The 21,861-nt window shown below is 41.4% G+C and carries 22 protein-coding genes and 1 pseudogene; 12 read left to right on the top strand and 11 right to left on the bottom strand.

The window, feature by feature from the left end; genetic code table 11:
• Positions 1 to 107: 107 nt before the first annotated feature.
• Genes ACZ5A8_RS01960 through ACZ5A8_RS01950 form a run of 3 tightly spaced genes read left to right on the top strand, consistent with a single transcriptional unit; the run spans position 108 to position 1,333 of the window.
• Positions 108 to 335, top strand: a complete 228-nt coding sequence (locus ACZ5A8_RS01960) for a hypothetical protein (protein WP_464531917.1) — start codon at positions 108 to 110, stop codon at positions 333 to 335.
• Positions 316 to 570 (top strand): hypothetical protein, encoded by a 255-nt coding sequence (locus ACZ5A8_RS01955; protein WP_464531916.1) that lies wholly within the window; start codon positions 316 to 318, stop codon positions 568 to 570. Before ACZ5A8_RS01960 ends, ACZ5A8_RS01955 begins: the two co-directional genes overlap by 20 nt.
• Before the next feature lie 37 nt (positions 571 to 607).
• The gene (locus ACZ5A8_RS01950) at positions 608 to 1,333 is read left to right on the top strand and encodes a winged helix-turn-helix transcriptional regulator (RefSeq protein WP_464531915.1); all 726 of its coding nucleotides are present in this window, start codon (positions 608 to 610) and stop codon (positions 1,331 to 1,333) included.
• 164 nt (positions 1,334 to 1,497) lie between these two features.
• Here ACZ5A8_RS01950 and ACZ5A8_RS01945 read toward each other — a convergent pair whose 3' ends face one another.
• Complete coding sequence (locus ACZ5A8_RS01945) at positions 1,498 to 2,691, bottom strand: M24 family metallopeptidase (RefSeq protein ID WP_464531913.1); 1,194 nt, start codon at positions 2,689 to 2,691, stop codon at positions 1,498 to 1,500.
• Between the two features lie 329 nt (positions 2,692 to 3,020).
• On the opposite strand from ACZ5A8_RS01945, the gene ACZ5A8_RS01940 reads away from it, so the two are divergent.
• Entirely contained in the window at positions 3,021 to 3,836 is an 816-nt protein-coding gene (locus tag ACZ5A8_RS01940; protein WP_464531912.1) for a hypothetical protein, read from the top strand.
• Between the two features lie 326 nt (positions 3,837 to 4,162).
• Here the strand turns inward: ACZ5A8_RS01940 and ACZ5A8_RS01935 are convergent, their stop codons facing one another.
• Together ACZ5A8_RS01935 and ACZ5A8_RS01930 are read right to left on the bottom strand one after the other, a co-directional pair.
• Positions 4,163 to 5,407: an IS110 family RNA-guided transposase gene (locus tag ACZ5A8_RS01935; protein WP_464530608.1), complete on the bottom strand. Its 1,245-nt coding sequence runs from the start codon at positions 5,405 to 5,407 to the stop codon at positions 4,163 to 4,165.
• A 284-nt stretch (positions 5,408 to 5,691) separates the two neighbouring features.
• Positions 5,692 to 6,871 (bottom strand): annotated as a pseudogene (locus ACZ5A8_RS01930) (IS256 family transposase).
• 447 nt (positions 6,872 to 7,318) lie between these two features.
• Here ACZ5A8_RS01930 and ACZ5A8_RS01925 point away from each other — a divergent pair.
• The gene (locus ACZ5A8_RS01925; protein ID WP_464531911.1) at positions 7,319 to 7,858 is read left to right on the top strand and encodes a DUF2284 domain-containing protein; all 540 of its coding nucleotides are present in this window, start codon (positions 7,319 to 7,321) and stop codon (positions 7,856 to 7,858) included.
• Between the two features lie 87 nt (positions 7,859 to 7,945).
• On the opposite strand, the gene ACZ5A8_RS01920 is transcribed toward ACZ5A8_RS01925, so the two are convergent.
• Positions 7,946 to 9,760 carry a S8 family serine peptidase gene (locus tag ACZ5A8_RS01920; RefSeq protein ID WP_464531909.1) on the bottom strand — a complete coding sequence of 605 codons (1,815 nt, stop codon included), beginning with the start codon at positions 9,758 to 9,760 and terminating at the stop codon, positions 7,946 to 7,948.
• Positions 9,761 to 10,110: 350 nt separating this feature from the next.
• On the opposite strand from ACZ5A8_RS01920, the gene npdG reads away from it, so the two are divergent.
• The 3 genes from npdG to hdrB all read left to right on the top strand — a co-directional run bounded on the left by npdG (position 10,111) and on the right by hdrB (position 13,017).
• A complete protein-coding gene (gene npdG, locus ACZ5A8_RS01915) occupies positions 10,111 to 10,818 on the top strand; it encodes an NADPH-dependent F420 reductase (RefSeq protein WP_464531908.1) in 708 nt (235 codons plus the stop codon).
• 796 nt (positions 10,819 to 11,614) lie between these two features.
• On the top strand, positions 11,615 to 12,100 hold the full coding sequence (gene hdrC / locus ACZ5A8_RS01910) for a CoB--CoM heterodisulfide reductase subunit C (RefSeq protein WP_229387643.1): 486 nt from the start codon (positions 11,615 to 11,617) through the stop codon (positions 12,098 to 12,100).
• A 14-nt stretch (positions 12,101 to 12,114) separates the two neighbouring features.
• Complete coding sequence (hdrB, locus tag ACZ5A8_RS01905) at positions 12,115 to 13,017, top strand: CoB--CoM heterodisulfide reductase subunit B (protein WP_464531907.1); 903 nt, start codon at positions 12,115 to 12,117, stop codon at positions 13,015 to 13,017.
• A gap of 157 nt (positions 13,018 to 13,174) precedes the next feature.
• Here hdrB and ACZ5A8_RS01900 read toward each other — a convergent pair whose 3' ends face one another.
• From ACZ5A8_RS01900 to ACZ5A8_RS01870, 7 genes are all read right to left on the bottom strand, one after another.
• On the bottom strand, positions 13,175 to 13,627 hold the full coding sequence (locus tag ACZ5A8_RS01900) for a DUF1284 domain-containing protein (RefSeq protein ID WP_464531905.1): 453 nt from the start codon (positions 13,625 to 13,627) through the stop codon (positions 13,175 to 13,177).
• A gap of 52 nt (positions 13,628 to 13,679) precedes the next feature.
• On the bottom strand, positions 13,680 to 14,213 hold the full coding sequence (locus tag ACZ5A8_RS01895) for a DUF1847 domain-containing protein (protein ID WP_464531904.1): 534 nt from the start codon (positions 14,211 to 14,213) through the stop codon (positions 13,680 to 13,682).
• A 192-nt stretch (positions 14,214 to 14,405) separates the two neighbouring features.
• Positions 14,406 to 15,104, bottom strand: a complete 699-nt coding sequence (locus tag ACZ5A8_RS01890) for a DUF169 domain-containing protein (RefSeq protein ID WP_464531903.1) — start codon at positions 15,102 to 15,104, stop codon at positions 14,406 to 14,408.
• Between the two features lie 172 nt (positions 15,105 to 15,276).
• The gene (locus ACZ5A8_RS01885) at positions 15,277 to 16,209 is read right to left on the bottom strand and encodes an ATP-binding protein (protein ID WP_464531902.1); all 933 of its coding nucleotides are present in this window, start codon (positions 16,207 to 16,209) and stop codon (positions 15,277 to 15,279) included.
• On the bottom strand, positions 16,209 to 17,060 hold the full coding sequence (locus ACZ5A8_RS01880; RefSeq protein WP_464533981.1) for an ATP-binding protein: 852 nt from the start codon (positions 17,058 to 17,060) through the stop codon (positions 16,209 to 16,211). The genes ACZ5A8_RS01885 and ACZ5A8_RS01880 overlap by 1 nt, the downstream gene beginning before the upstream one ends.
• 43 nt (positions 17,061 to 17,103) lie before the next feature.
• Complete coding sequence (locus ACZ5A8_RS01875) at positions 17,104 to 17,469, bottom strand: NifB/NifX family molybdenum-iron cluster-binding protein (protein ID WP_229387631.1); 366 nt, start codon at positions 17,467 to 17,469, stop codon at positions 17,104 to 17,106.
• A gap of 95 nt (positions 17,470 to 17,564) precedes the next feature.
• Positions 17,565 to 17,936, bottom strand: a complete 372-nt coding sequence (locus ACZ5A8_RS01870; RefSeq protein WP_464531900.1) for a NifB/NifX family molybdenum-iron cluster-binding protein — start codon at positions 17,934 to 17,936, stop codon at positions 17,565 to 17,567.
• Positions 17,937 to 18,151: 215 nt separating this feature from the next.
• Here ACZ5A8_RS01870 and ACZ5A8_RS01865 point away from each other — a divergent pair, with 215 nt between their 5' ends.
• From ACZ5A8_RS01865 to ACZ5A8_RS01850, 4 genes are all read left to right on the top strand, one after another.
• Positions 18,152 to 18,490: a DUF134 domain-containing protein gene (locus ACZ5A8_RS01865; RefSeq protein ID WP_229387627.1), complete on the top strand. Its 339-nt coding sequence runs from the start codon at positions 18,152 to 18,154 to the stop codon at positions 18,488 to 18,490.
• A 60-nt stretch (positions 18,491 to 18,550) separates the two neighbouring features.
• Positions 18,551 to 19,393 carry a P-loop NTPase gene (locus ACZ5A8_RS01860; protein WP_464531899.1) on the top strand — a complete coding sequence of 281 codons (843 nt, stop codon included), beginning with the start codon at positions 18,551 to 18,553 and terminating at the stop codon, positions 19,391 to 19,393.
• 384 nt (positions 19,394 to 19,777) lie between these two features.
• Entirely contained in the window at positions 19,778 to 20,281 is a 504-nt protein-coding gene (locus tag ACZ5A8_RS01855) for a thioredoxin family protein (RefSeq protein ID WP_229387623.1), read from the top strand.
• A gap of 149 nt (positions 20,282 to 20,430) precedes the next feature.
• Complete coding sequence (locus ACZ5A8_RS01850; RefSeq protein WP_322224727.1) at positions 20,431 to 21,081, top strand: cytochrome c biogenesis CcdA family protein; 651 nt, start codon at positions 20,431 to 20,433, stop codon at positions 21,079 to 21,081.
• The last annotated feature ends 780 nt before the right edge of the window (positions 21,082 to 21,861 follow it).

The following is a 21,861-nucleotide window of genomic DNA, read 5'->3' as shown; positions in this document are numbered from 1 at the left end:
AATCCGAGTTTTTTGGAGATTTATAGGGCTATTAGATTGTCAGTTGGATGATTTGGCCATAAAATTTAAGTAAACTGTCTTGACAAGTGTTAAAAAGAGGGCTAACAATGTCGAGAAAGATATTTTTGATTATATTGACAACTCTGTTTTTTCTATCTTCCAATGCAGCAGCAACAACTGAGAATATAGAAAAAGCAGAAATCTCAAGTAATTACATCGTAACACCTGCATTTTATACTGAAATCGGGATAGTTGACGGAGATGCTGGTATCCAGACAGTTTATGGTACGATCAGGCAGGGAGAGACAAATCTGCATGGAAAAAAATGTAGGTAGCGGCCTGACCCTTCTGGTTGTGGATTTTAACTGGGGAGATTCTACTAATTCGCTCCGGCTCAAAGTGTATACTCCTAGTGGCTCGGTGCTGGGTACCTACTATGATAGTGCAGACGGCACAACTGACGGCAGGATTCGCCTGAATATTCAAAATCCAAACGGAATTGAACCAGGAACCTGGAAGTATGAAGTATACGGGTACAAGGTAACCGGGACAGAAGATTATACAATCTGAATTTTATAAATCGAATTAACCAAATTAAGGACCAGTTATGTGGAAGACGAGCTTACTTTTTATTCTGGTCCTGAGTGCCATAGGCACAGCCGGTGCGGACACCGGAGGATATATTGTTGGTCCCTGCCCACCTGATGAAGAGCTCGAAAAGCTGGGTGATATCGTCGATATGAGCGGCGCTGACGTGACGTATTCATTCTGGGAATTTCCTTTATCATTCAAGATAGCTTACATCGTGGGATATCTGATCGCTTTTATTTCTTTTTTTAAACTGGTTCCAATAGTCCTGGGCCAGATAAAGAACATAAATAAATATAAAAAGAAAAAGGAAATTATTAATTATGTGCTGAATACACCGGGGTGTACGCCGTCCGAAATTTCAAAAGGCCTGAATATTAGCCGGGGATCTGTGAGGTATCAGCTGAAGGCGCTCAAAGGTGAAGAGAAACTGACTTTAATGAATGGAGAAAAGTTCACAAGAGCTTTTCAAAATTCCTATGTTTTAACAAACAATGATAAAACAATGATAGCACATCTTAAAGGCGGTACAAGAAAACAAATACTCCTTAATATTCTGGAAAATCCAGGGATTACAAATCAGAATCTCTCAGAAAAGCTGAGTTTAGACAAAAGTACTACTCACTGGCATATAAAAAGGTTACAGGAAGACGATATTATTTTTTTCGAAGCAGAAGGGAAATTTACGAAATATACTATAAATCCAGCTGTAGAGTCAGATCTACTGAAATGGCTCAAAACATAAGGCATGAGACGGTTTTCTTTCTGTGTTTAAAAAAGAGGATTAGACAGCTGCACGGGATATAGCAGCTATCAAATCAATCCATATTTTGTTCTTAAAAAGTATAATTCCTCAATTAGTAATATTTTATTAATCTATTAAATCGGCTTTTATCCAGTATGTAATAATTAATATACAGGAATCAAACCCGGATTATATCCTGTTATGCATTCTCCGCCGTCAGAAGTTACTATGAAGGTATTTTCAATTCCGACCATACCGATATTTTCAATTCCCCTTTTAGGTTCGAGAGCAAATACCATTCCTTCCTGCAGGGGTTCATCAAATCCTTCTGCAATCACAGGAGTTTCATCAATTAATAAACCAACCCCATGTCCGAGGAATTTTACTTTACGATTACCGAAACCCATGAAGTTTTGCAGGAAATCCTCATCAAGCTTATTCATTATAGTATTGTAGATCTCCGACGGGGTAACGCCGGGTTTTAGCATCAATGCAGCTTCATTCTGTATATCCACACATTTATTGTGGATTTCTATGGCATACTGCGGAAGGGAAGAGCCAAACATGTATGTCGTGGTTTTGTCCGTATGGTAACCGTCAACCCCACACCCGACATCAACAAAGACAAGGTCGCCTTTCCTTAATTTCCGGTCCCGGCTCCCGAGCACGGGTGCTGCAGGGCTTAACCCGAATTTTCCGCCGGGCCCGTTAAAATAAGTCGGATAAATGGAGCTTTCCCCAAAACAGACATTTCCCAGAATCATCTCCGTATCGAACATGCCAAAACGGCATGCTCCATGGTGTCCTTCCTTTACCAGAACAGAAAACAATTCAGTTGACAGGTCAGCCTCACTCATTCCTTCCCGCAGCATCCCTGGAACAAGCTCTTCAAGCACATGCTGATGGATCCTGCCGGCTTCTCTCAATAGAGATAACTCGTATTCACTTTTTACTGCTCTAACAGCACAAATCTGGGCATCAACGGATTCAATGTTCTTAAAGGGGAAGTATTTTTGAAATCTCTGGTACAGAGCCAGAGGGACTACTTCTGTTTCCAGGCATACCGTATCCGGAAGCCTACTTACACTTTTTGCAGCATCACGGAAACTGTTCATAGGCTCTATACTGGAAAACAATGATTCATCCAGCGCCCTTTCATAGCTTCGCCGTACCCAGAATTTTGCTTCTTCATTCTTTGGAATGATTAACATCCCATCCTGCATGGTACCGGTAAAGTAGTAAAGGTTGATTTTGCTGAAAATAACAGACATTTCCCAACCGGGATTTGATATATCCATCTGTCTTCTGAAGCATCTCATTCGGTTTTTCAATTCGGTTAAAGGTACTTTCTTAGTCATGCGGATCCCTTTACTAAGTTATATGTTATCAATTATAGAAGTGTAACCCACAATAACCAGTTTGGCAGAAACTATGGAAGAATACCTCTTTCTCAAGGTTTTTAGGTGATGGTATCTGTCTGTATGGAACCTGTGGAAAATCAAAATCAAATTCGTCAGCTAGAAAAATTGCTCTGAATTTCGCCAGGAAGCCGATGCAAACTGCTAAATATTTATTTATATGTTTAAGCGCATACTCTAGTGTATTGAATGCGTTGTTTGACGCATTTAACGTTTTTACAGCATATTTAGTAATTAAAGAAAATAAATTATATCATGAGGTCGGCATCTTGGTTAAGAAACAGACAGTAAAACCAAAGGCTGATAAGACAGCTAAGAAAACAGAGACGAGAGTTAATAAAATTCCGAAGATAGAGAGTAAATCTCGATATATTCCTGGTTACTGGAAAGGGACAACAGAGAAAAAGGTTTTGTCGAAGACTAGCTACAAACCCAGGTATATTCCTGGATTCTGGAAACCAGCAGCAGAAAACAAATCCAGGTATATCCCAGGTTCCTGGAAAGGAATTACAGAAAAAAAGAAGATATCTAAGATTAACTACAAACCTCGTTACATCCCAGGATTTTGGAGACCAGCTACTGAAAGCAAACCCCGGTATATACCAGGTTCCTGGAAAGGAGTGACAGAGAAAAAAAGTATATCGAAAATTAGCTACAAGCCCCGATATATTCCAGGATTCTGGAGAGCAACAAAAGAAAGTACAAAGGTAGAGAGCAAACCCAGATATATTCCGGGTTCCTGGAAAGGGACAATAGAGAAAAAGAAGATATCGAAGATTAGCTACAAGCCTCGTTACATTCCGGGATTTTGGAAACCAACAGTAGAAAGCCAAAAGGTAGAGAGTAAAACCCGTTATATTCCGGGATCCTGGAAAGGGACAACAGGAAAAAAGGCTGCATTGAGAACTGGCTACAAGCCCCGTTACATTCCTGGGTTATGGAGAGCGAAAAAGGAAAGTTTAAGGGTAGAGAGCAGATCTCGTTATATGCCTGGTTCCTGGAAAGGGGTAACAGAGAAAAAGAATATATCGAAAATTAGTTATAAACCTCGTTACGCCCCTGGATTTTGGAAACCAATTGTTTAAATTCCAATAAAATTTACGTGCTTGGAAAGCAAAGTGGAATACTTGAAGGTACACTTTAATTGTTATAATTTGTATTGTATGAAGGTTCATGTCACTTATTTAAAAGTTAAATCACATAAGTTTTATTAATCAGTGAAGAATACTTTTGCAGCAAAACCCTGTTGCACAGCTCAAATTAGATATAGTTGACATGCAATCTTCACGTAGATAGTGGGAGAGCAACCACTATCACTATTTCTTCAGAAATTTAAGTAAATTTTCGCGAATCGATCAGAGTTTACGGCAGTGTGCTTAATTTAGCATGAAAGTACATGAGGATATCTTCCTCACATGCTCTCTTCATCCTCTTTTCGCGTTATTGCAAATATTTCACTAATTATTTTTATTCGTTCATCAACTGAGAATATCTCGGTCTCAACAATCTTTCTCTTTTGAATTTCCCTTTTTTTATATCCAGTTTCATCTTCGTACATCTCATCATTCGTAATAAGATGCCATATTATCGTTGCAATTTTCCTTGCCAAGGCAATAATTGCCTTTGCATGTCCAATTGACTTCTTTTTCCTGTTAAAAAACTCTTTTAACTTACTGTTATTCTTTCTTGCCGCTGCTTGAGCAATCTGCGTCAGAATCCATCTTGCTCTCTTTGATCCTCTCTTTGTGATTCTTCCGTTGTGGTATTTATCTGCAGATTGATACACATTAGGAACCAGACCAAGCCAAGAAGCAAGCTTATCTCCAGAAGAAAAATCCTTGAAATTGCCTATTTCAGCAAGTAGAATTGCCGCACCAAGTTCTCCTATACCTGGAACTGACATTAAAATCTCCATTTCTCGCTTATGATTTCTATAAGCATAATTGAAAATTTCTTTTTCTAAAGCTTCGATCTCATCATCAAGACTTTTTATGAGTTTTAGACAGATCTGAAGTCTGAATGCAGCACTTTGAGAGATTTCTCGCTCAAGAATTTCTCTGATTTGATCACTTTTTTTACGAACATTTGGAGAAAGACTTGCGATAATCTGGTCAACAGTCTTACCTGAAGAGATTCCTGATAAGATCATTCTGCCATTCTTGCCGAAAATGTCTGTCAGCACATTCTTCAGGTTTAACATTTCAGATGCAAGAATTGAGTGAGCTTTATTTTTTAGATCTGTTCTTTTTTGTACAAGTGTTAACCGAAGTCGAACATATGATCTAAAATCTCTATGATCCTTTGGAAAAACTCTTGATGGCTGAATCATATTATTAAGTGCAAGTTGTGCAATGACTTCTGAATCAATCTTATCTGTTTTTTTATGTGTAAATACCTTCATATCTCGCGCATTTCCAACTATCACCGGTAGATGCTTTATCAAAGAATCATGGACAGGAACCCAAAAGTCACTTGTTGATTCACATGCAACAACATTACATTTTTCTGATATTACCCAATTTTTAAGGGCTAAAATTCCCTCATCATCTCTGTCGAAACGCTGCTGTTGTTTTTCACCAGATCTACTGAGAATTGTAGCAATGAAAAAGAGTTTGTGAATGTCTAAACCACAAGCTTTGTTTATGACTTCAATCATCAAATAATATCACCCAATTTATTTGGGCAGTGGAATTGCCTCAAAGGCCAATTTAGCATCCGTGATCAAAGTCACACTTGAGCCTTCGATGGCAATTCACTGATTAGTTTTCTGACGGTTTTGAAAAACCAAAATTAGGACAACCTTACTGCCCAAAGTAATAAGGAATTCAATAGCCAAAAAAGTGGGGTAAAGTACTTTCATTTAGTTGTGCATGTTATTCAAAGAATATCATGTGCGTTTTCTGTAAAATTTACTCTCTACCCCTTACTCTTCTTTTTTGATTACTGTTCCATTACTATATACTTGTTTCCTGTGATCCAGTCTTCATTTATATCAATTAGTATTGAGACTACCAGTCTCAATACTGAGTCTTGGTTAGGAAATGCTCCAACTACCTTGCTTCTTCTTTTGAGTTCCTTGTTGGTCCTCTCCATCATATTTGTTGTCCTTATTTTTTTCCAGTGTTTTTCTGGAAACTGCATATAGTTCATTACATCATACTGAAAACTTTCAAGGGTATCAGCTGCGCCTTCATACCCCATACTATCCAGTTCCATAATCAGGTCATTCAACTTCTGACGGTCTACTAATGCTTCTTTTATCTTCTCAGCCACTTCTTTCTGCTTCTTTTTTGGCACTTTCTTGAGAACTTGTCTTGCCAGATGTACATGGCACATCTGCCAACTTGATCCAATAAAGGATTCTCTTACTGCTTTCTGTATTCCTTTATGGCCATCAGAAATAATTAACTTGACACCTCTTAACCCTCTTTTTTTCAGATCATCGAATAGATCTTCCCAGAACATAGAGGCTTCACTGTCTGCTAATCTTGTTCCAAGAATTTCACGGTAACCGTCATCCCTGATCCCAGCAACTACAAAGAGAGCTTTGTTTTCGTAATGAAGCCCATCTCTTACCTTGAAATAAGTCGCATCGATAAGCAAGTAAGGGATTTCATGTTCTATTGGCTTTGAGAGAAATTCTTCAACCTTCTCATCCAGTTCTTTTGTAATCCTGGAAACAGAAGAGGCTGAAATTTCTCCTACTCCTAATGCAGTCATGACCTTTTTCACCCTTCGGGTGGAAACTCCTTGAAGGTAAGATTCAGCTACAGCGGTTAAGATGGCCTTTTCAACTCTTGAATATTTCTCAAAAACCTGAGTTTCAAAGGGAAACTCACGGAATTGAGGCTTTAATAATTCGAGTTTCCCATGCTTGGTCAGGAGAGTTCGGGGTTTGTAGCCATTTCTACTAGCTTTACGTGAATCTGTCCTCTCATAACGTTGTGCACCAGCTTGGAGGAGGGCTTCCTCCTCCATTACAAGGTTTAAAAACCAGGTAATTAGCTGGCGAATTCCATCTTCCTGATCGACAAGATAATCTTTTATGAGTGGGAATAAATTAACCATTGACTCTGCATCCTCTTTTTTTTGTGGTGAAAGGAAAAGGATACAGAGTCAATCATATTTTACAGAACTTTCGGTACACTGCCGAGTTTACATTATATCAAACCAGAGAGAAAGAATATTAATCGAGGAAGTAACAGCCTTCTATCCGGTCTGATATACATGTCCGATATACATCCGCTTTTTGAAGCAGTTCATGCTGTTTTTCAGTTCAGTTAAAAGCATTTTCTCAGTCTTGAAAATACTTTCCAGGTTTATCTTTTAATAATTATAAAAGTATACCCAAAATAATGGATCCAGTAGAAACTCATGAACAGATGCGCAGAGCTGCTGGATTTTTCATGTTGGTCCTGAAAAAAGACTAATAGAAACCATTGCCACATTGCAAATATAGCTTTTTTTCAAACCAGAAAAAATAATTACAAAGGAAACAAATTAAAAGGAAACAAAAAGTAAAATAAACAGAAACGAAATGAAATAAGGTTTTTTAAAAGGGGTTATCATGCTTGGGAAATATGAAGATCTTGTTGAAAAGGCATCAGAAATGGGAATCCAAGCTTATTTTCTGAAGGCAGGGGATATCCCGGTTGAGAATCGTATTGCTCTTAAGTGCGCTTACGGATGCAGAGGTTACGGGAAGAGGTTGAGCTGTCCGCCTTATATCATGTCAGTTGATGAATTCAGGAAGGTTATAGGAGAGTACAATAGCGCACTTCTTCTTGTAGACGAATGTGATACATCAGGAATTCAGGACGTTCTTGAAGCCTGGTCAGGGCTTCGGAAGGATTCTTTTCATAAGATGTTCGAGCTTGAGCAGGAAGCTTTTAGAGAAGGCTTTACCTTTGCGCATCTCCTGAGACCCGGCTCCTGTAACGAATGCGAGGTCTGCAACCTTGAAAAATGCGTAAAGCCGGAAATGAGGCGTTTTGCACCTGAGGCTGTTGGAATAAATATCCAGAAGGCAATGAAAGAAGCAGGGCTTGTACTTGAGTTCTGCAAGCCGGAAAAAATTGCATGTGTAGGGATTCTGCTCTTAGAGTAAAGATCTGGCCTGAGTAAGCCTGAACCGGATGTACGGTAAAAATTAAGCCGCTCAGGTTATCTGGCTTATTCTCATCAAAGAATCCCTTTACTTTCCTCTGCAGGGTAGTTTTGTCAGATAGGATATCTGTTCAAGGGGCATGGAAAGTTTTAGAGTAAACATTCCTTTTGCTTCCGCAGGTGGGACTCCGGACTTTTCTGACAACAAACCAGTATCTGTAGAAGGATTTTCAAGAATGTGGACTGTACGGCTGTTGACTGAACCATGGCCGAAGATAGTGTCATAACCCGGCTCTCCGAGGTCTTCAGCTGAAGAACACAGGATCCTGCGAATATCACTGCCGTTCTTTTCGGGGCACATGCTCCAGATAAGAGCCCCGATCCCTGCAACAGAAGGAGCAGAAGCGCTTGTACCCCTAAAAAAGCTGCCAGTTCCGTTTGTGCCTGAAACTCTCACACTACCTGGTCCGCTGAGGTCGATCTTGTTCCTCAGTTCGTATTCTGGATAATAGATACTTACAGGGCCACGGGAAGAGTAAGGCGCAATATTCTGGTTTTCCGAATTTCCGGAATCAACAGCTCCAACACAGACAACGCCCGGAACAGCAGGATGCCCGAAGACAGAGTCCTCCTCAACCAGATTGTCAGGATGAACCTTTACAGAGGAGTTCGGGTAAATATAAACTTCCAGTACTCTGTCTTCTCCTGAATGTTTTTTTACTGAGATGCCCAGTGTTTTTACATCTTCTCCCGTGTTGGTGTATTTGAGATATTCAAGAGGGTTACCTGTGCCACTCTGAGTTTTCTCACTTGCATCAATTTCTTTTCCGTTGCAACAGTCATAGAGGAAAAGGTCGTAATCGTTTTCGGAACAGTTCCACGGGTCATTCCACTGGAGAACCACAGTCACTTTTTCACCTGGCGGGACATCCATGCAAATATTTCTGGAAGTGCTGGTTCCGGAACTAAAATCATGCCAGCCTGATCCGTTGTCAAAAAACATGCCCTGGTAGTGTCGGCCTGCATCATTACCTGCTGCGCTCACATAAAGAATATTCTGGTTTTCTATTACTTCTTTGATATGGGAAGCCACGATTCCATCTTCGAAAAAAGGTTCATCAGGCCAGCCTACATCATCGCATATAATTCGGCAGCCTTCGGCAATGAGGGCGTCAACAGCCCGGTTAAATTCAAGCTTGTTGCTGCCTGCACTATGGAAGTACAGTTCTGCACCAGGAGAGGTCTTATGGACTATTTCGAGCATTACAGTCCCTTCTTCTCCTTTTCCCGGAGAAAGGATATGCACATCTTCAGGAAGAATTCCACATGCCGTAGCTTCAGATATATCTTCCACCCCATCGGAGATTATCCCTATTTTAATTCCGTTTCCTGTTACACCGTCCGGTTTCCAGAACTCTTCCGAAGAAGAGAAAAAAGTTGCCTTTTCTCTCCGGCCCACCTTTCTAATAACAGGAGGAATATCCTGCTGGACTGAGTGTACTTCTGTGAGAGAGGACAGTTCCTCAAATGATTCCGTGTTAAAATGGACTGAGGCAATGCTGGAGGTTCCATCCCATTCTTCAACCATGGTATATGAGTCCGGCAATTCTGCATCTTTACCTGGAAAAAGATAGACATATGCGGTTATGTTCTCTTCTGCCACTTCTTTGTAAATTCTGCCTGAATATGCTTCCAGAGGTCCCGGAAGAGATGAAGAGGAGAGCAATACTGTGGAACCGGATGAAATCAGTTTGGAAGATAATAGACCAGAAGTTACCTGTTCAAATCCGACAAATCCAATCTCATCATGTATTATAAAAATTAAAGGAGAAAGTATACCTGTAAAGACTAAGGCTAATAGTAACAGGTGCAATACTCTTATGGTGTAACTCCCCAGGTACACAACCCTCCGACGTTGCTTATATAGTAAGTTAAGAATGCAAACAGGATACAGCTATATCCGAAGTAGTTCCTGCAGCAATACACAAACAGAATTAATTTATTTAAACATATGCGGAAATACATTATAAATATTTCCATGAACATTTTGCAGGGAAGCGAAACTAAAAGAAAAAAGAAACGTAATATAGTAAGGACATGATCTTCAAAAATAGGATAAAAACAGGAACTTACTTGATAAATTTAATTATAGATAACATTAAGTATTATAATTAAATGATTGAAGACAGAAGATATATTAACTTCTGGACATATGTTATGGGAAGTCACAGCAAACTGGAGGTCTTGTTCAAATTGAATTCTAAAAAGCTGAAGATAGCTGTTCTTGGAGGAACCGGCAACATAGGAGAAGGAATGGTGCTGAGGCTTGCCCTTCAAAACCTTATGCCTGATGGTGTGAAGAATGAAATAATTATCGGGTCCAGATCCCTGGAAACTGCAGATGAGGCTGCAAAAAAAGCTTTATCAGAGCTTGAAAATTTCGGATTTGACACATCACAGATAATAATTACCGGCATGAGCAACCTTAATGCTACACAGGCGGCCGAAGTGATAATACTTACAATTCGTTTTGACCATGTTTTGCCTTTGCTGGAAGAGATAAAAGGAGCCCTTGAAAATAAAATCATTATTTCACCTGTGGTTCCGATGGTAAAAGAAGGAAGCCTTATGGCATACAAACCTCCGGAAGAAGGCTCGGCAGCTCTTGCCATCCAGAAAAATGTCCCGGAGTCCGCCAGAGTTGTTGCAGCTTTCCATAACATCCCTGCAGGAAAACTCAAAGATGTTGTTAAATGCAAAGCCGTACATGATGCTCTTGTATGTAGCGACGATGCCGAAGCAAAGAAACTCGTAATGGAGCTCACACGGCATATGGGATGCCTCAAACCCCTGGATGGCGGCCCTCTTAAACAGGCAAACACAATGGAATCTCTGACACCGCTGCTGATCAATCTTGCAAAACTGAATGGGCTTAAAGATCTTGGAATAAACTTCTCCTGAGAAATAAAATCGAGAAAAAGCCTGAAGAATATATCAGGGCGAAGGCGGCACGGAAAAAATAAAATCTGTCTGAGGATGTGGAGTTTGCGACAAATAACTTCTTTTTTATATAAGCTCAGACATATAACATGGTATCAAAGATTTCAAAGGAGCATAAAAAGATGTAACCTTTAAAATGGACGTGGAACCAGACCTGAAAGGTGAGACTAAAGAATGAGGTCATAATCACTCCAAAAGAGACATGCTACTTTTGTTTTCGAGCTCGTTTCAAAAATGATTCCATTCCCGTATAAATAAGAGTTCAGAACTATTTCCAGTGCCAGAAACCTGATTGATTATCTAAATTCGTCATCCAGAAAGTAATTTTTAAATTTTAGGATAGACTTTTCAATAACTACCCAACAAGAATTCAGAACCTGTGCTTCATCTCTCATTCCGGCTTTTAACCCTGAATAGATTTAGTTTGTGTTAAATATCATGAGAGTAATAAGAACATATGGCAGAGAAAGCAGAGAAATTATCGGAAAGGGATCAGCGAAAGAGGAAATTGCCGGAAAAAGTGGCTAAAAATACTTGCTGAAAAAACCTGAAAAGAATATTTTGCTTGAGATCTCCGGAAATAATCCGGTTGATCGGCATATTCATCCTGAAAATTATCCTGAGAATTATTTTGAAAATCAGAGATTCTGCCCGAGTGCAGGGTTATATTAAGATCTATTTCTTTCGGTAATATTTTCTTTTCTAAAACGGAAGAATCAATATTAAAACCAGACTCAAAACCAGACAGTGAAACTGTATGAGTGAAGAACTGCTAAAAGTGTTAAAGGCGGCAGGACTTGATGTACTTTCCTGCATGCACTGCGGCACATGCACAGGAAGCTGTCCTTCGGGACGGCATACCGGGCTCAACACCCGAAGAATAATTCGAGATGCACGCAAGAACAGAGCTACTGTTCTTTCAGATGACGCCCTGTGGCTCTGTACAACCTGTTACACATGCCAGGAGCGCTGCCCTCGCGGAATACCAATTACTGATGCCCTGCTTGAACTCAGGAGGCTCGCAGTCAGGGAAGGGTTTATGCGCCCCGAACACCGCCGTGTTTCGGAAATGGTGCTGGAGTGTGGGCATGCAGTCCCCCTCGATGAGGAAACAAAGAAAAAAAGGGAGGAACTGGGGCTGGATCCGATACCTGAAACTGTCCAGAAATATCCGGAAGCTCTGGAAGGTCTGAGAACTCTTCTCAAAACCTGCAAATTTGACGAGCTGGTGGCTGAAAAATAAGGAGGCAGAAAATCATGGAAAAACTATCGCTATTTCTTGGCTGCATCGTGCCCAACCGTTACCCCGGAATCGAAAAAGCAACGAAACTCTGCCTGCAGAAACTTGAAATTGATGTATCCGACCTGCCAGGGGCCTCCTGCTGCCCTGCCCCGGGAGTTTTCAAGTCTTTTGACAAAGCGACCTGGCTTGCCCTTGCCAGCCGAAACATCGTCCTCTCGGAAAGAATGGGAAGAGATATCCTTACGGTTTGCAATGGTTGCTACGGGTCCCTGGCAGACGCTAATATGGAACTTAAAAAAGACCCGGAAATGAAAGCCTGCACAAACACCTGCCTGAAAGAGATAGGTATGGAGTATAAGGGAACTGCAGAAGTAAGGCACATAATCGAGTTTCTTTACAGGGAATTCGGGCCTGAAAAACTCAAAAGCTTCCTCACAACTCCCCTTGACCTGAAAGTAGCCCTTCATTACGGATGCCATCTTATCAAGCCCTCAAAAGACAGAAACCTCGGAGAGACGGAAGCTCCGGTCTTCTTTGATGAGCTGGTTGAAGCTACCGGTGCAAAAAGTGTGGACTATACCGACAAAATGATGTGCTGCGGAGCAGGCGGAGGAGTTCGTTCAGGATACGCTGCCGAATCCCTGGAGATGCTCGAACATAAGCTTGCATGTATCCGGAATGCAGGAGTAGACTGCATTATCAATGCTTGCCCCTTCTGCCACCTTCAGTTTGACAGGGGACAGCTTGCAGTCAATGAAAGGTTCGGGACTGACTACTCTATCCCGGTTCTCCATTACTCCCAGCTCCTTGGCCTTGCTCTAGGTTTTTCCCCGAATGAACTGGGAATAGAACAGAATGCAGTCCAGAATATCGAGTTTCTTGCGAAAATCTATGAGATCAGTGCAGGTTTAAGGTAAAAATAGCTGAAAAATACGTAAAATGCATGAAAAAGAGGTTTAAAGGCAGAATGAATGAAAAAGGAGTTCAAGGTAAAAAGGTCAAGAATATTTTTGAAACCAGGAACTCAGTCTCTCCTCAAGGTGACGTTTCCTCAAAGCCTTACTCCAGACCTTCTTACCTTTTTGCCTGCATGTACCAGAGGCACTTCTGCCTCCATTTGCAGGCCCCGCATACCTCTTCGAGATCCGAAGCTCTGTTAAGTTTTGAATTTATGAGCCTGAAGGCTTCGTCTGCCTTCAAAACAGTTCCGTCATCTATTTTTAATTTCTCCAGGACAGCCAGATCCATCTGTCTTATTCTGAGGGAGAGGGCAGATTCCTGAATGGTGCACTCCCTTTTGCTGGGGCAGGAAATACAGATTGCATCACACACAGTTACAAGCTTGAGAAGCCTGGAAGGAAGAGCTTCGAGATCCGAAATCACAGCCCGCATATTTGCAACAAAAGCCGGACTGTACCCATACCCCTGGAACCCCTGAATACAACAGAGATGATGAGCCCTGATTTTCAAGAGTTCGGAATCTGGTTTATAGTCGGTTTCAAATCTGCATTTGGATTTTTCGGACATATATTTCTCCGGAGCTTAAAATTACAAAAACTAAAGAATTCTTTCTAAAAGCTCATTCAATAAAATCAATTTCTGAATCCCCGAGATAGGGTAGTTCCAGAAGAGGAAGTGCTATAGAAGGTGCTTCCGAGTGTTCCGCAAAGAGAATATCGTAGCCTGTTCTAAGTCCCAGAGTAATATTCAGATCAGTGCAGTCATTGTTAAGGAGGAGAGCCTGCCCTACAGGATTGCAGGCAGCTTCAAGCTCCGGACTACCGGTTTTTCTGATACCGAGACTTTCTTTTTCGAGGCTGCAAACTTTGCAGCAAACTGAAAATACTTCAAAATACCTTGAAAGGATGTCATAGACCAGTCTTGCTTCCCTCTCATGTTCTATACAGAAAGCAATTCCGATCTTGCTGTACCCGAGCCTCTTTGAGTAAATTACAATCTCTTCCAATTTTGTCCTTTTTGCAGGATCCGACTCAAGCCAGGCAGAAATCTGGATCGATTTAAGATCATCGCCGGTATACTCAAGTTTCGATTTGATAACAGAACAGTTTTTGCCTATCAGGCATTCCTTATTCCTGCACAACGCGCACTGCACACTTTTTCTCCCCGGGGTTTTTAGGACGAATAGGCATTATAAACATAAATAAACTTTGCAGGTATAAATATTTACATGAAATAAATAAATGAAAGGGTAGAATTCATGATAAGGAAAGTAGATAAAAAAACTCAATGAGAAAAATAAAGAAATCTCATTTAAGAAATAATAAAAATTAAAAACTCTAAAGGGTTATTTCTGCCTCGCTTTCGGCAGAGGGCCTTCATAAAGTTTTTCAAGGGCATTGACAATTTCTTCCAGTTTGTTGAAAGGGATCCCTATAAGCATTTCATCATTTTCAATGTCAGTGGCTTTTCTGCATCCGAAGCAGCCTAAAGAAACATTTATTTCCCCTGTCAGGCTCGGCAGGATAGTTGTGTCGGCACAGGTTGCCTGAAAAGCTGCACTGCTAAAGTTAACTCTTCCGCCTTTGTGGTAGGTACTTGCAGGGATAATCCAGTAAACAGTTTCTGGTCTGTCTACAAGAATAACTACATCGGGTTCGATCTTTGCATCCTTCAAAGGCCCCACAACGGTTGCAAGTCTGCTTTCAGGCTCAAATGCCGGACGCTTTGCTATCATTCCGGCTGCAGCCTCCACACTATCGAACATTCCCAGGTTATGATGGAATTCTCCTGATGCTACCTTTTCAGGCGTAGGAATAATCCCTAGGCTTGAGGCTCCTACCACGCAGGCATGCTTATCTGCAGGCATTATGAAGGACTCCCCTTTCCTGGCTTTCATAATAGACTGGCAGTGCCTGAGGTTTTTCTCGGGCTCTTGATACCCTTCGGGCATAGGCTCTCCTTTTTTAACAACTTTCACTGCCACCGGTTCATACTTGAGGTCAAGGAATTTGACCAGTTTCTCTGCAAGCTGAGTATAATCCATTTTATTCCCTCACCAACTGTTTGTTGAACTTATTACTTAATTACTACTTAATTTATCAATTATTTGAAATAATAGTAAAAGGACAGACTGATTATTAGCTAACAATTGCTATCTCAGTTAACAGTTGCTATATTATTTAACTTTCTAATTCTTCAGTTAACATTCGACAAATTTAAAGCTCCCTCGTATCGAGGGCTTTCGAGCACATTTTTTCTTTGAAAGTATCTGAAAGCCTCATTTCGAGCTCTTCCCAGAGGTTACGGACAGTATTTGCAAATTCCACAGCTTCGGAGCCTCCGGAGTGGGCGGCGTATTCGATCACGGTTTCTTCTTTCATCATTGCCTCTGTAGTTACATCCGCATAAGGTAAGCGGGCAAGAAGAGAAATTCCGGCTTCCCTGCAAAAAGCCTCAATTTCAAGGCTTTTTTTCTCGTTGATATCATACCTGTTAATACAGGCAACGGTTGGGATTCTGAAATGTTTGGTGAGCTCGACTGCCCGTTTCAGGTCGTGGAGTCCGGAAACAGTGGGTTCGCTAAGCACAAGGACAAGGTCGGTTCCGGTAATTGCTGCCATAACCGGGCAGCCGGTACCGGGAGGGCCGTCAATAAGAACGAGTTTGCAGGAATATCTATCTGCAAGTTCTAAGGCCTTCTTTCTGACCAGGTTCACAAGTTTTCCACTTGCTTCCTCTCCAGTGCCCAGTTTTGCATGAGCCATTGGCCCGAAACGGGTCATGGAGGAAACTGCCTGTCCGGAGATTCTCGGCGTCAAAGACACCGCATTTTCAGGACAGGCGACAGTACAGACTGCACAACCTTCGCAGCTATACGGATTTATCGTGAAGTTTTCAAAGACTGCTCCGAATCTGCATATCTCCAGGCAGATGCCACAACCGGTACAGAGCTTCGGGTCAATAGAAGCAAGTTCCAGTCCCAGACAATCTTCTTTTTTAAGTATCTCGGGTTTAAGGAGGAGAGGCAGGTCAGATGCGTCAACGTCACAGTCTGCAAGTACAGCATTTTTAGAGAGAGACGAAAAGGCAGCTGTAAGAGTGGTCTTTCCGCACCCACCTTTTCCGCTAATTATAGCCAGCTGCCTCATTATACCCCCGTGTTTTTGCAGGCCAGTGCTTTTATCGTTTCGAACATATCTTCGAACTTTTTTTTCCATTCGGGCATTTCCTTAACAAAAGGAGTGCCTTCTGAATAGAGCCTGGCAATCATTTTATCATTCGGAATGCGGAGTAGAATAGGAATCCCTTCAGCTCTGCAAAACTCTTCAACCCTTGAATCTCCAAGCCCGTCCCGGTTGAGAACAACTCCCACAGGGACCGTAAGAGCCCTTGCAGCTTCCAGGGCAAGAAGAAAGTCGTGGAAACCGAATGGAGTAGACTCGGTTACAAGCACACAGTAATCTGCATACCCCATAACTGAAAGGACAGGACATGCCGTTCCAGGAGGGGAATCAAAGATTACAGGTCTGTTTTCATCGATATGCCGCTGAAGCGACCTGATAACAGGAGTTGCCATAGCTTCCCCTATGTTAAGTGTGCCACAGATAAATGTGAGGGGACTCTCAGGGGACGCTTTTTCGATCATACCTATAGGCCTGGGCTTTTCTTTTATGGCTCCTACCAGACAGACAAAGCTGCATCCACCGCATCCGTGGCAGAGGGCAGGAAAGGAAAGAATTTTATTAGGAAGGGCAGCCAGAGCGTTATACTTACAGAAACTAGAACAGTTCCTGCAGAGAGTACACATGTCAGGATTGATTTCCGGAACCAGACAGATTACTTCTTCTACAGGCTCCAGTTCAAACCCCAGAAACAGGTTGCAATTAGGCTCTTCCACATCACAGTCAAAAAGCTGGACTTTTTCAATAGCAAGGGCAAGGTTTACTGCAACTGTGGTTTTCCCTGTACCGCCTTTACCGCTAGCAATTGCAATTTTCATAAGCTGCGTCTTCCCACCTGTACACAGACTGAGGAAACAATCATCAGTGATGGTGATCGTGTTCTGCACAGGTATTTTCGGCACTGGCACTGCGGAGCTGCCCCGCTTTCCATGCATCTATAGTATCCTGGACCTTACCTCCGGCACCTACAAAAACATTGATTCCATAAGATTCAAACATCTTGACAGCTTTGTACCCCAGTCCCGCACAGAGCATAACTTCCACCCCATTCTTATAGAGGAACTCAGGCGGCAGGTCCACTCCACCCATATGCTCGCTGGTATTAGGGATCACCGAAACTTCTCTACTATCGGTATCCAGGATTGTATAAGTGGGAGCTTTTCCGAAATGTTGTTCTACAGTCCCTTCCATGCCGTTGTTATCTTTTGTGGGTATACATACTTTCATACAGCTCACCTTTAATTTTTCAGATTTTCAATGAAATATTCTTACAAAATTTTTAGTATTATTTGAGATTCTTGCTCTTAATTCGGACCTTTAAATCAACTTTTCTTTATACCGCTATGAGTAGAAGCATTCGGACTCTCAAGGACGGCGAGTTTTCCGGCCTGATACTCTCGAAGGGCAAAGGCTACTGTACCTTTGATTCCAGAGCAGGTTTCAATACCTGCTTCGGATAGTATGGAGAAAGAGTTCGGCCCCACACTTCCCGTCAAGAGAGTGTCTACTCCTGCACCCGCAATTGCTTCTGCTGCCCGGATCCCTGCGCCACCGGAGGCTTCCGAACCGGGATTTTTGATTGACGTTACTGATCCTATGTCCGGATCAATAATCACAAAATAATTGCATCTTCCGAATTGAGGGTCCACTTCAGAATTAAGATCCTTTCCACAGGCGCTTATGCAGATTTTCATATTTTATGCTCCAATATAAAATCCGCTGACTCTCAAACTATACATTTCTCTGTAAAATTTCCAAATAAAGCGGAGACAAATCAGTCCCGCACAAACGCAGAGAAATCAGAGATATAGAAAGTACAATTTCACTCATATGTACATAAATATTTATAGTTTTCTATTTGAAAAGAGAAATTGTTATATATTTATTCCACAATGTGCATAAGTAACCTATGAAAAAATGCAGAGGAAGACCAAAATGTCCGAGGCGCGTCGAGCAAACCCCTGATGTCACATATTTCAAACCCCGAGGGGTTCCACTGTCAGACCTTGAAGTGGTGTCCCTCACGGTAGAAGAGCTTGAAGCCCTCAGGCTTGTGGATATCGAAGGTTTAAGACAGGAAGACGCAGCCAGCAGGGTAGGGATATCAAGGAGAGCATTCTGGGAAGATTTGAAAGCCGCCAGAATGAAAGTAGCTCTTGCCCTGAGCAAAGGAAAAGCAATTGAAATAAAAGGCGGTAACTATATCAGGGCTGAGAGTACTGACACTAGAGAAGATGCTGACGCATAAAAGAGACATTTGAAAACGGGGAAAGACTGAAAATGCGGAAATTTTACACAGGCGATAAAAATGACAGATAAGGTTCAATCACTGGAAAGCCTATCGAAAAAGCCCGAGGAACCAAAAATCGTAGTCAACCTCAGGCGCATCAAACGTAAGATCATGGTAATGAGCGGGAAAGGCGGAGTAGGGAAAAGTACAGTTGCCGCAAATCTCGCTGTAGGGCTTGCCCTCCGCGGGCACAGGGTAGGTCTTCTGGATTGTGACATCCATGGCCCGACTATCCCTACTATCTTCGGGCTGGAATCCGCAAGACCTGAGGTAAATGAAGAAGGAATTCTCCCAATTCAGGTGCTTCCCAACCTATCAATAATGTCTATTGGTTTCTTGCTTGAAAACAAAGACTCGCCAATAATCTGGAGAGGACCGGCCAAAATGGGAGCAATCAAGCAGTTCCTGGAAGAGGTTTTCTGGGGAGCACTTGACTTTCTGATTATTGACCTTCCTCCGGGAACAGGAGACGAGCCCCTGAGTGTGGCACAGCTTATCCCCAATTGTGATGGTTCCGTGCTTGTCACAACCCCTCAGGATGTAGCCCTTATCAGTGTCCGGAAATCAATCACATTCTCTGAAAAACTAAATGTTCCTGTGATAGGACTTGTAGACAACATGCATGGGCTAATCTGCCCTCATTGCAATAAACCTATAGATGTGTTCGGAAGCGGAGGCGTTGAAAAAGCCTCAAAAGATTTTAACGTCCCCATACTTGCCAGACTTCCCATAGAACCCAAAATTGCAGAAATGGAAGACAGGGGCACGGTCGTTCAAGACCAGCTTAAACACAGCACGGAGTGGCAGAAGAATTTTGAAAATGTCGTGACCGCCGTAGAAAAAATCCTTAAGGAAGAGTAAGTCAGAATAAAAAGTAAAAAGTTTACACAGCCCATAGCCATTTAAACTTTTTTATCAGAATTGCATTCCTCTATCGGAACCAATTCTTTTACTCTTCTTCTCCTTTTCCGGACTTACTTTCTCATTTCTTTCCCATATTTATTTTCTACTCCTACCGCAGGTCTCTAATATAGTTATTGATTCTTATTCTATAGAATCCCTTAAATTGGGAAGTTTACAGATAGCTATTACCTTTGTTTACGGTAAATTATTTGTGTATTATGGAGAATTCTATTGCAGAATTCAAGCTTTCAGAATCAGTAAAAACAAAATTATTTGAGATAGAGAGAATTATTAATACAGAAAACCTAAAGAACTACAAAATGAAAAATTAACGTTGAGAACATGAAAAAATTAATTATCTTACTAATCCTGCTTGTATCTGTACTCTTTACGGCAGGCTGTACTGAAAACCCGGAAAACTCCGCAATTGCTCAGGAAACCCAGGAAGAAAGTGTTGTTGTAAATTTAACCGATCTGGAACAGATAAACACATCCGTTCAGGAAGGTCCTGTCTTTGTGAAACTCGGATCCGAGGGGTGCTATGCCTGTAGGGAGATGGAACCTATCCTGAGTGACCTGGCAGCAAAATACGGAGGACAAGTCACGGTCATGTCTGCAGATCTAGTCCAGAGCCCTCAAATTGAAGCTTATTTCGGAGCATACTATATCCCTGATTCCTTTGTAGTCGTGGGCATTGAAAACGGAAAATATGTCTACATGCAAAGAGATGGAAATATTACCACAGACAGAACTCAAGCAAGAGTTCAGGGACTCATTGAAAAGCAGGTGTATGAAGAGCTCATTAAAAGATCCATTCTTTATTATGAAAATGTAAATGCAGAGTAAAAAAATGGCCTTACCAGAAAACTAATTTCAAGCTCCCTTTATCAGCTGAAAAACTCAGGTTTTCGGCAGATTCTGGACTCAAAGCCGAATTTCGGAATTAAAAAAACAGCATCGTTAAAAACTAGACAGAAAAACATCGAATCAAAACCATGTATTATGAAGCCATTTCCCCCCTGGCTGCATTTAGTGCAGGAGTGCTCAGCGTCCTGTCCCCATGCATCCTACCCCTTCTTCCCGCAGTCCTTGCAAGTTCAGCAGGAAAAGGAAAGTTAAGGCCCCTTGCTATAGTGCTTGGAGTTTCGATATCCTTTACCCTTATGGGAGTTGTGACCTCAACCTTTGGAGCAGCTTTTCAGGCATACATAGGTCAGCTGAAGATCCTGGCAGAGCTTCTTATAATCACAATGGGTCTTGCAATACTCTTTGATATAAGCCTGTTCAATGCCTTTGCAAAATTCCCCCTTCTTGCAGACATGAAAGGTAAGGGACCGATCTCAGGCCTTCTGTTAGGACTTTCCCTCGGCGTGCTCTGGATCCCCTGTGTGGGACCGATCCTTGCCTCAATCCTGACCATGGTAGCCCTGGAAGGGAACGCTGCTACCGGTGCACTAACCCTCTCCATTTATTCTGCGGGGTTTGCGGTACCCATGCTACTGCTCGCATACTCAGCTCACCTCTCCACTTCGAAAATAAAGCTCATATCAAAGTATGACGTAGCCTTCAAAAAGGGAGCCGGAATAGTGCTTATCCTTGTAGGGCTTTCAATGGTCTACCAGAACCACTTCTGGTGGCTATTTTAAGTTTTTTGTAAATAAGTGTATATTTGAAACACAATTTGAAACACAAATTGGGAAGGAAACAGTAAATTAGACCTGTTTCTTCTCATACCACTTCTGCGATTTCCATGAAAATAGGAACAATTTCGCCCGACTCATAGTTCTTACTGTACAACCATATGTCGACTAAAGTATAAACTATGCGGAATCTCCATCTTAACTGCATTTATAATCTGTTTATTCATAGTTACCTTAAACGTATAATCTCTTTTTTCCCGGTGGAACCGTAGGCTTAAAGGGCGGGCTCGCGAAAAATCGCCTTCAGATTCAAGACTGTATGATTCGTTAATTATTGATTTGTTATGTTGATCAAATACTTCAACTGCCACTTCATGACCATTAACATCATGGTTGTGTATTACGAAAAGCGGCGCTGCAGGTCCCCTAAACATAAAAGGGAGAGAGATATAGATAACTAAAACGGTTATCAGGATAATGATACCTGAAAGAACCAGTTTCTTAGAAGTATTGCCCAATTAGATTCACTCCTGAATAATGTAAAAAAAGAATATATGCGTTACTTATTATAATTTATTAAGATCTTATATAAAATGAAAAAATGACAGATAGAAATTTATGGAAAAGAAAGATAATATTGGTTAGTCTATAGCGAATATTGAGAATATGCAGGAAAAATAATTAAAAAATAAAAAAACGGAGAAATAAAGGGCTTTAAAAAATGATATAAAATAAATGACTTATAAGATGTAAGGTATGAACATCTTAGTACGTTTTTTATACTCA

This window comes from Methanosarcina subterranea, from assembly GCF_055385895.1.
This window is presented reverse-complemented; position numbering and strand designations above follow the sequence as displayed.